This is a genomic window from Halobacterium yunchengense, assembly GCF_037031165.1.
Taxonomy (GTDB): Archaea; Halobacteriota; Halobacteria; order Halobacteriales; family Halobacteriaceae; genus Halobacterium; species Halobacterium yunchengense.
Genome location: NZ_JAYEZL010000002.1, coordinates 370,394 through 384,144, shown reverse-complemented (window position 1 = coordinate 384,144; position 13,751 = coordinate 370,394). Strand labels below are relative to the sequence as shown.

The following is a 13,751-nucleotide window of genomic DNA, read 5'->3' as shown; positions in this document are numbered from 1 at the left end:
GCTCGGTGGTCGGAGCGTCGTCGCGGCGGGCCGTCGCGTCACTCGTCCGCGAGCACGCGGTCGAGGACGTCCTCGGCGTCCTCGAGGACGTCCTCGGGCGGCTGGGCGGCGTCGATGCGGACGAAGCGCTCGGGCTCGTACTCGACGAGCTGTTCGAAGTTCTCGCGGACGCGGCCCAGGAATTCGGCCTGCTCGAACTTGTTGGTGGCGCCGGAGCGCGCGGCGCCCGTCTCCGGGTCGACGTCGAAGTAGAGGGTGACGTCCGGCGGCCGCGTCCACGGTTGGTGGACGCCGCGGACGTACTCCATCGGCCGGGGGACGAGGCCGTCGAGCGCCACGCCCTGGTAGGCGTACCGTGAGTCCGAGTAGCGGTCCGAGACGACGACGTCGCCGCGGTCTAGCGCCGGCCGGACGACCCGCGAGAGGTGGTCGGCGTGGTCGGCGGTGAACAGGAACAGCTCCGCGAGCGGGTCCGCGTCGCGCTCGGCCTCCGAGCGGCGGACGGCCTCGCCGTACCACGAGTCGGTGGGCTCGCGGGTGAACGTGTAGCCGTCGCCGCGTGCGTCCCGCAGGGCCTCCCAGACGGTGGTCTTGCCGCTGCCGTCGATGCCCTCGAGCGTGACGAGCATGCCCGAACCACGGCGAGCGACGTACAAACGGCTTCGGGTTCCGGCCGGCGCGGGGGCGGCGCCGCGGCTACCGGGACCGCCGGCGCTGGTCGCTGATGGGCATACTTTTAGGGTCGTGTCGGCCCTCGGAGACAACCATGGACGTGCTGGTCACTGGTGGGACGGGCTTCATCGGGACGCACCTGTGCCGGGAACTCGACGACCGCGGCCACGACGTGACGGCGCTCTCGCGGAACCCGGGGGGCGCCGGCCTGCCGTCGGGCGTCGAGACGGTCGTGGGGGACGTGACGGCGTCGGACGCCATCGCGGACGCGGTCGACGGCCACGACGCGGTGGTGAACCTCGTGGCGCTGTCGCCGCTGTTCAAGCCGAAGGGGGGCAACCGCCGGCACTTCGAGGTCCACCTCGGCGGCACGGAGAACGTCGTCGAGGCCGCCGAGGACGCCGGCGTGGAGTACCTCCTCCAGCTGTCGGCGCTGGGCGCGGACCCGGACGGGTCGACGGCGTACGTTCGCGCGAAGGGGCGAGCGGAGGAGGTCGTTCGGAGCTCGGACCTCGCGCACACCGTCGTCCGGCCGTCCGTGGTGTTCGGGGACGGCGGCGAGTTCGTGGCGTTCACGAAGCAGCTGACGACGCCGTACGTCACGGGCCTGCCGGGCGGCGGTCGCACGCGCTTCCAGCCGATCTGGGTGGGCGACCTCGCGGGGATGCTCGCGGACGCCGCGGGGGAGGAGACACACTGGGGGGAGACGTACGAACTCGGCGGCCCGGAGGTGTTGACCCTCGGGGACGTGACGCGGCTCGTCTACCGGGCGGAGGGGCGGTCCGTGCGCGTCCTGCCGGTGCCGATGCCGCTGGCGGGCCTCGGGATGCGGCTGGCGGACCCGCTGCCGTTCGTGCCGTTCGGCACCGACCAGTACCGGTCGCTGAAGTTCGACAACACCGTCGCCGACAACGACGTGTCGGCGTTCGGAGTCGAAGCGAGCGAGCTCACGACACTCGCGGCCTACCTCGGCGTTAACGACTGACTAATGGCGACCTGGCGACAGGTCCCGACAAACTTAAACGCAGCGAGTGGTCCTCTCGGGCAGGAGTCGGCTATATATCCCCGCACTGCGCGCCGTCGGCGGATAACGCGTCCTTTTTCTGAACCGTCCGACACGCGTCTGCAAAAGCCTTATACGCCCGTTTCTACTCTAATTGTGCAAAGGGTTCCGCATGAAACTGGCAATGATCGGGTTCGGTCAGGCGGGCGGTAAAATACTCGACAAATTCCTCGAGTACGACAAGCGGCACGACTCCGGTATCGTGCGTGCCGCGGTCGCCGTAAACACCGCCAAAGCCGACCTCATGGGCTTAGAGCACGTCCCGCAGGAGAACCGCGTCCTCATCGGGCAGTCCCGGGTGAAGGGCCACGGCGTCGGCGCCGACAACGAGCTCGGCGCGGAGATCGCCGAGGAAGACATCGACGAGGTGCAGGGCGCCATCGACTCCATTCCCGTCCACGAGGTCGACGCGTTCCTCGTCATCGCCGGACTCGGCGGCGGCACCGGCTCCGGCGGTTCCCCGGTCATCGCGAAGCACCTCAAGCGCATCTACACCGAACCCGTCTACGGCCTCGGCGTCCTCCCGGGCAGCGACGAGGGCGGCATCTACACGCTGAACGCGGCCCGGTCGTTCCAGACGTTCGTCCGCGAGGTCGACAACCTCCTCGTGTTCGACAACGACGCGTGGCGGAAGTCCGGCGAGTCGATGCAGGGCGGCTACGACGAGATCAACGAGGAGATCGTCACCCGCTTCGGCATCCTCTTCGGCGCCGGCGAGGTCGAACAGGGCGGCGACGTCGCGGAGAGCGTCGTCGACTCCTCGGAGATCATCAACACGCTCGCGGGCGGCGGCGTCTCCACGGTGGGGTACGCCTCCGAGGGCGTGGAAAACGACACGTCCGGCAACGGCCTGCTGTCGCGGTTCACGGGCGGCGACGACGCCGTCGAGGACTCCGCGTCGACGACCAACCGCATCACGAGCCTCGTGCGGAAGGCCGCGCTCGGCCGCCTGACGCTCCCCTGCGAGATCGAGGGCACCGAGCGCGCGCTGCTCGTGACCGCCGGCCCGCCGCAGTTCCTCAACCGGAAGGGCATCGAGCGCGGCCGCAAGTGGCTCGAGGAGCAGACCGGCTCGATGGAGGTCCGCGGCGGCGACTACCCCGTGGCGAACTCCCAGCAGGTCGCCTCCGTCGTCCTGCTGTCCGGCGTGAACAACGTCCCCCGCGTGAAGGAGCTCCAGGAGGTCGCCATCGAGGCCCAGGAGAACATCGACGACATCCGCGAGGAAAGCGAAGAGAACTTGCAGGACCTGGTGGAAGACGACGACGATGAACTCGAGCCGCTGTTCTGAGCTCGCGGTCGCGGCCGTCGTCGTGCTCGCATTCGCGGTCGCACCAGCCGCCGCGGTGTCCGTCAGCGGCGACACGCCCCCGTCCGTGGAGGTCGGCTCCGACCAGGACGTCACCTACGAGGTCACGGACCTCTACACGGACTACGACCAGTGGACGCTCCGGGGCGAGACCGAGCTGACGGACGTCTCGTGGACGGTCACGCTGTACGACCAGACCGGCGCCCAGATCGACCGCCAGACGTACAACGGACAGACGTTCGAACAGCCCGTGGACGCGGAGAACGACGTGAGCACCGTGGAGGTCCGCCTCGAGGGGACCGTCCCGGGCGTGGAGTCGTACTCCTACGACCCCGCGCAGACGACGACCGTCGCGTCGTTCGCCCAGGTCCAGGAGGGCGGGACGTCGACGACGCTGGAGACCTACGACGACGTCCGCCCGTACACACAGGACAGCCAGTCGGCCCGGACCGCCATCAGTGACGCCGAGGACGCCGTCGAGAGCGCGAAGAGCGCCGGCGCCGGCGTCAGCGACGCCGAGAGCGACCTCGAGGACGCCATCGAGTTCTACAACAGCGGGAACTTCGAGCAGGCGATCAGCAACGCGGAGGAGGCCGAGTCCACCGCGAACAGCGCGGCGTCGTCGGCCGAACGCACGGACCTCATCGTCATGGTCGGCGCGGCGGTCGTCGTCCTCCTGTTGCTCGCGGGTGGCGTCTACTGGTACCTCCAGCAGCGGGACACCCACGACAAGCTCGGGTGAGGGATGCGGGTCGTCGTCCCGTTCGACCCGGAGACGCCGAACGAGCGCCTCTCCTCGCTGTTCTCGCTCGCCGAGCGCCGCGAGTTCGCCGCGGCGATGCTCGGCGACGTCCTCGCGGCCGTCCGCGGCGCGGGCGGGCGGCCCGAGGTGCTCGCGGCCGCCCCGCTCGCGGACACGCCGGCCGCGGCCGCGGTCGGCGACGCGCCGGTCGTCGTCGACGACCGACCGCTCTCCGAGGCGGTGAACGCCGCGCTCGCGGACGGCCTGCCGGCGGCCGTGGTGATGGCGGACCTCGCGCTGGCGACGCCAGACGCGCTCGCGGCGCTGTTCGAGCGCGAGGGCGACGTGGTGCTGGCGCGGGGCCGCGGCGGCGGCACGAACGCGGTGGTCGTCCGCCACCCGGGGTTCCGCGTGGACTACCACGGCGTCTCCTTCCGGGACCACGTCGCGGCCGCCGAGCGCGTCGGCGCGACGGTGGCGACCGTGGACTCGTTCCGCCTGGGCGTCGACGTCGACGACGAGGCGGACGTCCTGGACGTGCTCGTGCACGGAGCCGACGCGGCCGACCAGCGGGCGGCCGCGGGCCGAGCGAACGGCGCGACCGCGGGCAGCGCGGCCGCCGGCTGGCTGGCCGACGCCGGCGTGCGCGTCGACGTGGTGGGCGGCGAGCCGACGGTCGTCAGGGACGAGTGAGCGCGGTCCGGGGTCGCCGGCGCGTCGGGCGGTCGCCGGGGGCGACGGCGTCGCGGGGACGGCGCGGAACCCAACGCCTAAACGCCCGTCAGTCCACGTCACGCGTATGAACTTCAGGGAGGTGGCGCGGAACGCCGCCCTGCTGGTGGCGCTGGCGGCCGCCGCGGCGGTCGCGTTCCTCGCCGTGCAGTCGGCGCTGGTCGCGGCGGGCGCGCCGGAGGCGGCCGCGTACCCGGCGGCCGTGGGCGCGGTGCTGCCGCCGGTGCTGGCGTTCGCGGACGCGTTCACGCCGTTCGGGAACAGCGAGCGGACGGCGGCGCTGGGCTCGCTGCCCCGCGAGCGGCTCGCGGCCGACGGCGCGCTCGCCGCGGCGGTCGGCGGCGTCGTCGGCGGCGTCGGCGGCGCGCTGTTCCTCGCGGGCGACGCGACGAGTCTCGCGGAGCTCGGCGTGCTGTCGGCGGCGGTCGTCGCGGGCTACGTGACGTTCGTCGCGCGGAACCTCGAGGTGTACGGCGGCGCGCGCGGCAGCAGCGTCGACCCGGAGGAGGTCGAGCCGTGAGCTCGATTCCGGGCGCCGACGAGTACGGCGTGGACGTCGACGTCGCGGCCGCCGACCGGGAGCGCGCGCTCGCGGTGCGGCCCGGCGACGTCGAGGCGGCCGACGAGCTGACGTTCGCGCGGAACGTCTTCGTGCCGCTGACGACGGCGTGCCGGTACACGTGCACGTACTGCACGTACTACGACCCGCCGGGGGAGGCGTCGCTGCTGAGCCCCGAGGCGGTCCGGGAGACGTGCCGGACGGGCGCGGAGGCCGGCTGCACGGAGGCGCTGTTCACGTTCGGCGACGACCCGGACGACCGCTACACCGAGGTCCACGACCAGCTCGCGGCGTGGGGCCACGACTCGATCCACGAGTACCTCCGGGAGGCCTGCGAGATCGCGCTCGAGGAGGGACTGTTGCCGCACGCGAACCCGGGCGACCAGACCCGCGAGGAGCTGGCGGCGGTCGCGGACGTGAACGCCTCGATGGGCGTGATGCTGGAGACGACGGCGGACGTGCGGGCCCACGGCGGGCCGCGCGCGAAGAACCCCGGCCAGCGGTTGCACACCATCGACGTCGCGGGCGAACTCGGAGTGCCGTTCACCACCGGCGTCCTCGTCGGCATCGGCGAGGACTGGGGCGACCGCGCGGACAGCCTGCTGGCGATCCGCGACCTCCACGAGCGCCACGGCCACGTCCAGGAGGTCATCGTCCAGCCGGTGAGCCCGAACGAGCGCTGGGACCGCGAGCCGCCGAGCGAGGCGACGATGCGCCGCGTCGTGGCGATGGCGCGCGCGGTGCTGCCCGACGAGGTGGCGGTGCAGGTGCCGCCGAACCTCGCGGACGCTCGCGCGCTCCTGGACTGCGGCGTCGAGGACCTCGGCGGCGTCTCGCCGGTGACGAGAGACCACGTCAACCCCGACTACGCGTGGCCGGCGCTGCGCGAACTGGAGGCCATCGCCGAACACGGCGGCGTGCCGCTCCGCGAGCGCCTGCCCGTCTACGAGCGGTTCCTGCCCGAGGGCGTCCGGGACGGCGACGCGATGGCGAACGAGTGGGTGAGCGAGCGCGTCGGGCGCGCCATCGCCGCGGACGGCGACGCGGGCGAGCGGTTCCGCGCGGTGCTGGCTGACTGACTACCGGTCGTAGCGGTGCGCGAGCTCGCCGAGCGGCTTCCGGAGGGCGGTGTAGGCGGCGGAGACGGCGAGCATCGCGACGGTGAGGTCGCGGACGGGGCCGCCGTACAGCAACAGACCGGGCAGCGAGAGGACGGCGACGGCGACGAGGTCCTCGGGCGCGCCGTCATAGCGGATCCAGCGCCGCGGCCGGATCCAGCGGCCGCGGCAGTGCGAGTAGACGCCGCGGTGGTCGTCTTCCACCCAGGGGCGCGCGCCGAGGCCGCCGCCGACGGCGTCGGTTACGGAGTGGACGGCAGCCGAGAGCGCGAAGAACGCCGCGCCGACCGTGAGCGGCCGCGGGTCGAGCGCGGCGAGGGGGAACGCGGCGAGCACGGCCAGCCAGTAGTGCTCGGGGAAGTGCAGGGTCTTGCGGTGCGCGAGGACGGCGACGTCGAGGTCGGGGAAGACGCCGCCCGCCATCGCGGCGAGGGCGGCCGGCGCCGCGAGTTCGGGCGCGACGGCGAGGACGGGCGTCGCGAGCACGACGCCCATGGCGGCGTGCGTGGTGCTCATCATGGCTCCGGGCGTGCGCGGTGGGGTCGCGTGGTGGGCGTGCGCATCAGTCGTCGGCGGTGGCGGGTTCGCGCGCGGCGTCGGCGTCCGCGAGCAGCGGCGTGCCGTCCGCCTCCGGGCCCAGTCGCGGGCCGAGCGGGTCGGCGTCCGGGTCGACGACGCGGCGCTCGGTGTAGTCCGTGGAGCGCTCGACGGGCGTGCGGCCGATGGCGGTTATCATGTCGGCGTAGTCGGCGACCGAGCGGAACTCGCCGTGCTGGCCGCCGGCGCGCTTCGTGATCTCCTCGCTGAGGATGGTGCCCATGAAGTCGTCGGCGCCGCAGTTGAGGAGTTTCAGGCCCTTCGCGTTCCCGAATTTCACCCACGAGGACTGGACGTGGTCGACGTTGTCGAGGAACAGCCGGGAGACGGCGACCATGAGTTCGTCCTCGGCGTCGCTGGCGCCGCCGGAGACGACGCCGCGGTCGTAGAGGGGGGTCTGCTCGTGGACGAAGGAGAGGGGCACGAACTCCGTGACGTTGCCCGTGCGGTCCTGGAGGTCCCGGACGACGTCGAGGTGGTGGACGCGGTGGGCGGCGTTCTCGACGTGGCCGTACATGATGGTCGCGGTCGTCGGGAGGCCGGCGTCGGCGGCGGCCTCCATCGCAGCGACCCACTCGCCGGAGTCGATCTTCCCGGGGCAGATGACGTCCCGGACCTCGTCGACGAGGATCTCGGCGGCCGTCCCGGGGACGCTGTCGAGGCCCGCGCTCGCGAGTTCGTCGTAGACGTCGGGGTAGTCCCACTCGACGCCGCGCTGGGCGTGGTGGGCCTCCTCGGGCGTCATCGAGTGGACGTGCGCGCCGGCGTCGCTCATCGCGGCGACCTGCTCGACGTACGTGTGGGGGTCGGTGTCGTAGCGCTCCGGCGGCTCGTAGTTGTGGTCGGGCTCGTCGGGGTCGAGGGCCTCGCGGTGGTCGTCGTTCAGGCCGAACGCCGGGTGGAGCCCGGAGACGGACGTGACCTCGTAGACGCCGCGGTCGACGGCGTCGCGGACGACTTCGTGGGACTCCGCGGGCGTCTTCGTGAACCCGGCGTGGGCGTCCTCGTAGTCGGTCTCGAACTTGTGGGCGGTGTCCTTGAAGTTGCAGAACAGACAGCCCGTGTTGCAGGCGGTGGTGACGTTGTTGTTGACGTTCGCGACGAACGTCACCTCGTCGCCGACCACCTCGGCGCGGCGGCGGTCGGCGGCCTCGAGGACGAGTTCCTTCCGCCGGGGATCGACGCCGTCGACGTCCGTGCCGGTGGTGATGAGTTCGACGCCGTCGGCGACGGTGAGGCGGTCGCCGTCGCGGGCCTTCGCCAGCGCGTTCTCGAACGACTGGTCGGTCTCGGGGACCACGTCGAAGTCGAACTCGCCGGCGGCGTCGGTCATACGCGTGGGGAGTCGGGCCACCGGCAAAAACCCTCCCACAGCGGTCAGGCTCTCCGCCCCGGTCTACCCCCACGTTCGTGTACACCTCCAGGGGAAACGGAGGGGTTGTGGGCACGGGAGTGAAAGATTGATGGTGGTCGGCCGCCCGGATACGGACATGACGAGCGTCAAGGACCTGCGCGCCGAGGCCGAGCCGACCGGGGACGCCCTCGGCCGCGGCGTCTTCGCGTTCAGCGACCGCTACTCGGTCTTCGACTGGGGGGAGATGCCAGACCTGATCCCGGGGAAGGGCGCGAGCCTCTGCACGATGGGCGCGTTCAACTTCGAGCTCCTCGAGACCGAGGGCGTGCCCACGCACTACGAGGGCGTCCGCAGTGAGGGCGAGACCGTCCCGCTCGCGGACGCCGCCGACCCGCCGACGGAGATGGTCGTCGACCTCGCGCAGGTCCCCGACCTCCCGTTCGTCGGCGACGGCGACACGCACAACGGCTACGACTACGACGCCTACCACGCCGCCGCCGGCGACAACTACGTCGTCCCCCTGGAGGTCGTCTTCCGGAACAGCGTCCCCGTCGGCTCCAGCCTCCGCGAGCGACGCGACCCGGGGGAGTTCGGCCTCGCGGACGACGAGTGGCCCGACGAACCGGTCGCGCTCCCCGAGCCCGTCGTGGAGTTCTCCACGAAGTACGAGGAACGGGACCGCTACCTCGACCGCGCGGAGGCCGACGAGCTCGCCGGGGACGCCGACGTCGCGGCCCTGGAGGCCGTCGCGCTCGCCGCGAACCGCGTCGTCACCGAGCGCGCCGAGGACGCCGGGTTCACCCACGAGGACGGGAAGATCGAGTGCGTGTACGCGGACGGCGAGGTGCTCGTCGCGGACGTCGTCGGCACGTTCGACGAGAACCGCTTCGCGTACGAGGGCCGGGAGGTCTCCAAGGAGGTCGTCCGGCAGTACTACAAGCGCGCCGACCCCGAGTGGGTCGCTGCCGTCGGCGACGCCAAACGCGAGGCCGACGAGCGCGGCGTCGCGGACTGGAAGTCCCTGTGCGAGGCGTCCCCGGACCCGCTGCCCGACGAGCTCGTGCGCGCGACCGCGGACGTGTACGCGGCCGGCGCGAACCGCTACACGGGCCAGGAGTTCTTCGACGCGCCGCCGCTCGCGGACGCGCTCGACGCCTTCGACGACTACGAGGCGTGACCCGCGCGGACCCGACGGCGCGGCAGTGGTGGACGCTGGCGGCGGTCGCGACTGCGGTCGTCGTCGCCGGCTCGCTGGCGCCCGGTGCCGCGACCGGCGGCGTCCCGGCCGGCGCGGACAAACTCCTCCACGGCCTCGGGTACGGCGCCATCGCGTTCTTCGTCGCGGGCGCGCGCCGCCGGCGGTCGGTGCGGGCGCTGGCGGGCGTCGCGGCCGCGGTGGCGCTGCTCGGCGCGGGCGTCGAAGTCCTCCAGCCGCTCGCCGGCCGGGCCGCGAGCCCGCTGGACGCGCTCGCGAACCTCGTCGGCGCCGTGGCGGGCGTGCTCGCGTACGAACTCAGCCGGGCGCGCTGACCGCCTCCGGGAGGGAGGCGAAGCGGCTTTACGGCCGCGACGGCTCCTGTCGGGCAATGAGCGAGCCGAGCGCGGAGGGCTACGAGCGGGGGCGCGGGATGGACGCCCACAACGAGGTGATGCGCGAGCTGCGCGCGGAGAAGGGGACACGGGACTACGACCCCCGGGAGCCGACGCGCGTCTGGCTGGACGAGGACAACACGCCGGGCGGCGTCTACCAGAGCCTCACCATCATCCTGAACACGGGCGGCTGCCGGTGGGCGCGAGCGGGCGGCTGCACGATGTGCGGGTACGTCGCCGAGTCCGTCGAGGGCGGGTCGGTCAGCCACGAGGACCTACTTGCCCAGATCGAGGCGTGCCTCGACCACGAGCGCGAGGAGGGCGACGAGGCGAGCGGGCTCGTGAAGATCTACACGAGCGGGTCGTTCCTCGACGAGCGCGAGGTGCCCGCACAGACCCGGCGGGCCATCGCCGAGGCGTTCGCCGACCGCGAGCGCGTCGTCGTGGAGAGCCTGCCGGACTTCGTCGACCGCGGGAAGCTCGCGGACTTCACGGCCGCCGGCCTCGACACGGACGTCGCGGTGGGCCTGGAGACCGCCACCGACCGCGTGCGCCACGACTGCGTGAACAAGTACTTCGACTTCAGCGACTTCGAGGCCGCCTGCGCGGAGGCCGCCGCGGCGGACGCCGAGGCCGACGGCGCGAGCGTCGGCGTGAAGGCCTACCTCCTCATGAAGCCGCCGTTCCTCGCGGAGTCCGAGGCCATCGCGGACATGAAGGCGTCGGTCCGGCGGTGCGCGGACGTCGGGGGCTGCCACACGGTGTCGATGAACCCGACGAACGTCCAGCGGTACACGATGGTCGACCAGCTGCACTTCCGCGGCGGCTACCGGCCGCCGTGGCTCTGGAGCGTCGCCGACGTCCTCGAGGACACCGCGGACGCGGACGCCATCGTCGTCTCGGACCCCGTCGGCCACGGCAGCGACCGCGGCCCGCACAACTGCGGGGAGTGCGACGACCTCGTCCAGGAGGCCATCAAGGACTTCGACCTCCGCCAGGACCCGTCGGTGTTCTCGGAGGTGTCCTGCGAGTGCGAGCGCACCTGGGAGGCGGTCGTCGAGCGCGAGACGAGCTACAACCTCCCGCTCGCGGAGTGATCTAGCCGTTTTTCCGCGAACGCCGCGCGGAGGAGCCGGCTACGCGAACGCCTCGAGGACGCCCTGCCCGTCCGTCAATCCGAGTTCGGGGAGCGTCGCGCGCTCTGGGTGGGGCATCAGGACGGCGACGTTCTCGCGCTCGCCGAGCACGCCGGCGACGGCGCCCGTCGAGCCGTTCGGGTTCGCGGCGTCGGTGACGGCGCCGTCCTCGTCGCAGTACCGGAAGAGCACGCGGTCCTCGCGTTCGAGCGCGTCGTAGCGGTCGGCGTCGATCTCGAAGCGGCCCTCGCCGTGCGCGATGGGGAGCGTGACGACGTCGCCCTCGTCGTACGCCCGCGTGAACGGCGTGTCGGCGTTCTCCACGCGGACGGTGACGTGCTCGCACTGGAAGCGCGCGCTCGCGTTCGTCGTGAACGCGCCCGGCGTCATGCGCGCCTCGCAGCCGATCTGGGCGCCGTTGCAGACGCCGAGCACGGGCACGCCCTCGTCGGCCGCGGCGCGCACCTCGTCCATGACCGGCGAGTGGGCGGCCATCGCGCCGGCGCGCAGGTAGTCGCCGTACGAGAAGCCGCCGGGGAGGACGACGCCCGTCGCGTCCGCGGGGAGGCCGTCCTCGTGCCACGCGATCTCGGCGTCGACGCCGAGGTGCTCGAGCGCGCGGACGGCGTCGCGGTCGCAGTTCGACCCGCCGAAGCGCACCACTGCGACCGTCACGCGAGCCACCCCGGCTGGCGAGTGCGACGCCGAAAGGCCCGGCCGGCGACGCGAAGCGACCGGGACCGTCTCCCGGAAGTCATTCCGCGGTCTCGACGCTTACGTCGTAGTCGTGGATGGTGGGGTTCGCGAGCAGGCGGTCGGCCATCTCCGCGGCGCGCTCGGAGGCCGCCTCGGCGTCCGCGGCGTCGAGGTCGATCTCGAAGCGGTCCGCCGAGCGCAGGTCCGCGAGGTCGAACCCGAGGCGTTCGAGCGCGCGCCGGGTGGTCTCGGCCTCCGGGTCGAGGACCCCGTGCTTCAGTCGGACCGTCACCGTCGCGGTGTACGCGGTCATCGCTTCGATATGGGCGTCCGTGGTCAAAGACTCTTTTGGAACGCTCCGAAGATGCACGTTCGTGGATACAGCTCTCGGGGCGTCCGTCGAGGCGGCGGCTCGCGCTGCCCGGCAGTGCGGACGGCGGCGAACCGGCGGTCGATCTCGAGCCATCGGCCGACCGAGTGAGGGACGCGCCGTTCCGCGAGTCCGCGCCGGACCGCTGCCGTCTACCGGTCTCGCCGCCGGGATAGGCGACCGCCTAAACGCGCTCGCGCCGCGATTCACCGGTGGGTAACGAAGGCCCCGAAGCGCGTCGTTCGCGTCGACCCCCACCGATGTCCCCCACCACAGCGGAGACGGCTCACGACCGCTTCAGGCGGTTCGTCGCGTGGTACGTCGCCGTGCTCGGCGCGTTCGCGACGCTCCTCCTCGGGACGCTCGTCCTCACCGCGTACGTCTTCGACGGCTCCCTGCACATCTACGTCGACAGGTTCCGCGAGGCCGGCGTCGAGGTCGCGCTGTTCGCGGTCGTCTGCGGCACGGTGCCGTTCGGCCTCTACGTCCTCGACGACTTCCTCCGACCGGAGTGAGCGGCCGCGGTCGGGCGCGAGCGTCGGCGACAGCAGTCGCTGCGGCGCGCTCGCTCCGCTGGGCCACGGGGCGCCGAAAGAAACGTGGAACGTGGGGGTCGGTTATTCGCGGCCGTACACGAGGTACGCCGCTGCGGCGATCGCCGCCAGCACCACGAGGACGCCGACGATCAGCAGCGGCCCCGGACCGCCGCCGTCCTCGTCGGACGGCGTCGTGGTGTCCGCGGGCTGCGTGGTCGTCTCGTCGGACGGCGTCGTGGTCTCGGCGGGCTGGGTCGTCGTCTCGTCGGACGGCGTCGTCGTGGTCGTCGGCGGCTGCGTCGTCGTCTCAGCGGGCTGCGTGGTCGTCGGCTGCGTCGTGGTGTCGTCGGCCTGACCGCCACCGCCGCCACCACCGGCGCCGCCGCCGCCACCGCCACCGCCGGCACCGCCGTCGTCACCGTCGCCGCCGTCGTCACCGTCGTCGTCCTGCTGGCTCGTGCCGGCGACCGCGAACGGCGAGAAGCCGTCGACGTCCGCGCGCAGCATCACGCTACTCGCGGACTCGCTGGCGACCTCGGTGTCGAGGGTCTGCCAGTCGCCGCCCGTGTAGTGGAGGATGTTCGCGTCCTCCGGGGCGACGCCGATGGCGTCCAGCCGGCTCTGCGTGACCGTGACGGTCACCGAGCCCGAGGACCCCTCGGGCGCCTCGATGTCGAGGTACGCCGCGACGGACACGCCGCTCGGCGCGGACGCGCCACCGGACGGGTTCGACGTCTGCCGCACCGTCACGGTGCCGGTCGTGTCCTCGCCGAGGCTGACGCCGACGTTCTCGACCTCGTCGCTGCCGAGGTCGACCGTCGCGCCGCCGTCGCTACCGAGCTCCTCGGAGCCGCCGGCGACCGTGTCGGAGTCGACCGTGAAGTCGACTTCCGTCGAGCCACCGGAGGCGACGTCGCGCGTCTTGGTCTGTTCCTGGACGGAGATCTCGACCTGCTCGTCGGTGTCGACCTCGCTGGTGTTCACCTGCAGGTCGTAGTATCCGTCGCTGTCCGTTACGTCCTCGGCGACGACAGTCCCGTCCTGCGTCTCGACGGTGACTGTGAGGCCGCCGACTCCTTGCCCGGACGCGTCGCTGACGGTACCGTAGTACCGCTGCGGCGGTTCGGGCGGACTGTCGGCTGCCGCGGCGCCGACCGGCGCGAACGCACCGGTGACCGTCAATAGCACGACGACTAGGACGAGCAGTCGAGTCGCCGAACGCTTCCATTTCATGGTACCTACCATCAGTATATTCGTTTCGTGTGATAAATGTTTGA

Annotated in this window: 16 protein-coding genes; 10 read left to right on the top strand and 6 right to left on the bottom strand. The window is 72.3% G+C overall.

The genetic code is table 11. The features are described 5' to 3' along the window. Positions 1 to 38: 38 nt before the first annotated feature. A complete protein-coding gene (gene tmk / locus U5911_RS07125; RefSeq protein WP_336036266.1) occupies positions 39 to 629 on the bottom strand; it encodes a dTMP kinase in 591 nt (196 codons plus the stop codon). A 137-nt stretch (positions 630 to 766) separates the two neighbouring features. Here tmk and U5911_RS07120 point away from each other — a divergent pair, with 137 nt between their 5' ends. From U5911_RS07120 to cofG, 6 genes are all read left to right on the top strand, one after another. Then, positions 767 to 1,657, top strand: coding sequence for a complex I NDUFA9 subunit family protein (locus U5911_RS07120; RefSeq protein WP_336036265.1), 891 nt, complete (start codon positions 767 to 769; stop codon positions 1,655 to 1,657). 190 nt (positions 1,658 to 1,847) lie between these two features. After that, positions 1,848 to 3,026: a tubulin/FtsZ family protein gene (locus tag U5911_RS07115; RefSeq protein ID WP_336036264.1), complete on the top strand. Its 1,179-nt coding sequence runs from the start codon at positions 1,848 to 1,850 to the stop codon at positions 3,024 to 3,026. Continuing rightward, positions 3,004 to 3,786: a hypothetical protein gene (locus U5911_RS07110; RefSeq protein ID WP_336036263.1), complete on the top strand. Its 783-nt coding sequence runs from the start codon at positions 3,004 to 3,006 to the stop codon at positions 3,784 to 3,786. The genes U5911_RS07115 and U5911_RS07110 overlap by 23 nt, the downstream gene beginning before the upstream one ends. 3 nt (positions 3,787 to 3,789) lie before the next feature. Next, on the top strand, positions 3,790 to 4,479 hold the full coding sequence (gene cofC / locus U5911_RS07105; RefSeq protein ID WP_336036262.1) for a 2-phospho-L-lactate guanylyltransferase: 690 nt from the start codon (positions 3,790 to 3,792) through the stop codon (positions 4,477 to 4,479). Positions 4,480 to 4,585: 106 nt separating this feature from the next. After that, positions 4,586 to 5,038, top strand: a complete 453-nt coding sequence (locus U5911_RS07100; RefSeq protein ID WP_336036261.1) for a hypothetical protein — start codon at positions 4,586 to 4,588, stop codon at positions 5,036 to 5,038. Beyond that, positions 5,035 to 6,156 carry a 7,8-didemethyl-8-hydroxy-5-deazariboflavin synthase subunit CofG gene (cofG, locus tag U5911_RS07095; protein ID WP_336036260.1) on the top strand — a complete coding sequence of 374 codons (1,122 nt, stop codon included), beginning with the start codon at positions 5,035 to 5,037 and terminating at the stop codon, positions 6,154 to 6,156. The genes U5911_RS07100 and cofG overlap by 4 nt, the downstream gene beginning before the upstream one ends. On the opposite strand, the gene U5911_RS07090 is transcribed toward cofG, so the two are convergent. Both U5911_RS07090 and cofH read right to left on the bottom strand, forming a co-directional pair. Beyond that, positions 6,157 to 6,711, bottom strand: a complete 555-nt coding sequence (locus U5911_RS07090) for a metal-dependent hydrolase (RefSeq protein ID WP_336036259.1) — start codon at positions 6,709 to 6,711, stop codon at positions 6,157 to 6,159. It abuts the gene before it with no gap. A 46-nt stretch (positions 6,712 to 6,757) separates the two neighbouring features. Beyond that, a complete protein-coding gene (cofH, locus tag U5911_RS07085) occupies positions 6,758 to 8,125 on the bottom strand; it encodes a 7,8-didemethyl-8-hydroxy-5-deazariboflavin synthase subunit CofH (RefSeq protein ID WP_336036258.1) in 1,368 nt (455 codons plus the stop codon). 157 nt (positions 8,126 to 8,282) lie between these two features. Here cofH and U5911_RS07080 point away from each other — a divergent pair, with 157 nt between their 5' ends. From U5911_RS07080 to U5911_RS07070, 3 genes are read left to right on the top strand one after another with little or no spacing between them, the layout of a single operon-like run. Then, a complete protein-coding gene (locus tag U5911_RS07080) occupies positions 8,283 to 9,323 on the top strand; it encodes a phosphoribosylaminoimidazolesuccinocarboxamide synthase (protein WP_336036257.1) in 1,041 nt (346 codons plus the stop codon). Beyond that, positions 9,320 to 9,676 carry a VanZ family protein gene (locus U5911_RS07075; RefSeq protein ID WP_336036256.1) on the top strand — a complete coding sequence of 119 codons (357 nt, stop codon included), beginning with the start codon at positions 9,320 to 9,322 and terminating at the stop codon, positions 9,674 to 9,676. The genes U5911_RS07080 and U5911_RS07075 overlap by 4 nt, the downstream gene beginning before the upstream one ends. Positions 9,677 to 9,732: 56 nt before the next feature. Beyond that, entirely contained in the window at positions 9,733 to 10,833 is a 1,101-nt protein-coding gene (locus U5911_RS07070; protein ID WP_336036255.1) for an archaeosine biosynthesis radical SAM protein RaSEA, read from the top strand. Between the two features lie 39 nt (positions 10,834 to 10,872). Here U5911_RS07070 and purQ read toward each other — a convergent pair whose 3' ends face one another. After that, entirely contained in the window at positions 10,873 to 11,547 is a 675-nt protein-coding gene (gene purQ / locus U5911_RS07065) for a phosphoribosylformylglycinamidine synthase I (RefSeq protein WP_336036254.1), read from the bottom strand. Positions 11,548 to 11,626: 79 nt separating this feature from the next. Next, positions 11,627 to 11,881, bottom strand: a complete 255-nt coding sequence (purS, locus tag U5911_RS07060) for a phosphoribosylformylglycinamidine synthase subunit PurS (protein WP_336036253.1) — start codon at positions 11,879 to 11,881, stop codon at positions 11,627 to 11,629. A gap of 317 nt (positions 11,882 to 12,198) precedes the next feature. On the opposite strand from purS, the gene U5911_RS07055 reads away from it, so the two are divergent. After that, a complete protein-coding gene (locus tag U5911_RS07055; protein ID WP_336036252.1) occupies positions 12,199 to 12,453 on the top strand; it encodes a hypothetical protein in 255 nt (84 codons plus the stop codon). A gap of 102 nt (positions 12,454 to 12,555) precedes the next feature. Here U5911_RS07055 and U5911_RS07050 read toward each other — a convergent pair whose 3' ends face one another. Next, the gene (locus U5911_RS07050; protein WP_336036251.1) at positions 12,556 to 13,719 is read right to left on the bottom strand and encodes a PGF-pre-PGF domain-containing protein; all 1,164 of its coding nucleotides are present in this window, start codon (positions 13,717 to 13,719) and stop codon (positions 12,556 to 12,558) included. Between the last annotated feature and the right edge of the window lie 32 nt (positions 13,720 to 13,751).